Source organism: Massilia pseudoviolaceinigra (genome assembly GCF_030846505.1).
GTDB classification, from domain to species: Bacteria; Pseudomonadota; Gammaproteobacteria; order Burkholderiales; family Burkholderiaceae_D; genus Telluria_A; species Telluria_A violaceinigra.
The window spans coordinates 1-1,131 of the sequence record NZ_JAVCWL010000111.1; the positions used below are offsets into that span (position 1 = coordinate 1).

At 47.1% G+C, this 1,131-nt stretch carries 1 protein-coding gene; it reads left to right on the forward strand.

Annotated features, from left to right (window positions below; genetic code table 11):
- Nucleotides 1-1,131, forward strand: a 1,131-nt coding sequence (locus RBA40_RS33295; protein WP_306653188.1) for an amino acid adenylation domain-containing protein, incomplete at both ends; no start/stop codon positions are given.

Sequence of the window (1,131 nt, forward strand, 5' to 3'; positions counted from 1 at the left end):
ACTCCCAACCACCTGGCTTATGTGATTTATACCTCGGGATCAACCGGCACACCTAAGGGGGTGATGAATCAACATGATGCTTTAGTGAATCGCTTGTTATGGGCACAAGCTCAATACGATCTTAATAATCGTGATCGTGTATTACAAAAAACGCCCTTTAGTTTTGATGTTTCCGCATGGGAGTTTTTTTTACCTTTATTGTTTGGCGCGCAACTTGTTGTTGCGCGCCCTGATGGACATCAAGATCCCATCTATCTTTCGAAACTAGTGTGTGATGCAGATATTACGTTGATGCATTTTGTGCCATCGATGCTTGCTGTATTTTTGGAGCAAATAGAAACGCATCATTACCCTTTACTACGCCGCATCCTTTGTAGTGGTGAGGCGTTACCTTATTCACTACAATTGCGCATTACTCAACTATTGCCTGATGTGGAACTACATAACCTCTATGGACCAACAGAAGCTGCTATTGATGTCACATCATGGTATTGCAAACGTGATTCTTATGTTGGCATTGTCCCCATTGGCCGCCCCATAGCCAACACCCAAATTTACATCCTCGATACACATCTGCAACCTGTACCTTTAGGCGTAGCTGGTGAAATCTATATTGGTGGTGCGGGTGTAGCGCGTGGTTACCTGAACCGTCCTGACTTAACTGCTGAACGTTTTATTGCCGATCCGTTTAGCACCGAGATTGGCGCTCGTCTATATAAAACAGGCGACTTGGCGCGTTATCTGCCGGATGGCGATATCGAGTACATCGGTCGCAATGACTTCCAGGTCAAGATCCGTGGTTTTAGAATTGAACTGGGAGAAATCGAGGCCAAGCTGGCTACTTGTGCTAGTGTGCGTGAAGCGATTGTCATCGCACGTGAAGATGTGCCAGGTGAGCAGCGCTTGGTCGCTTATGTGATTGCAAAAGAAGACACGGTGTTGTCAACTGCTGATCTGCGTGATCAGCTTTCCTCTGTCTTACCTGAGTACATGGTACCGTCAGCCTTTGTGACGCTGGTCGCTTTCCCATTAACGCCCAATGGCAAGCTCGATCGCAAAGCTTTACCTGTACCTGATCAGTCAGCCGTGGTATCGCGTGCCTATGAAGCCCCAGAAGGCGAGATCGAAATC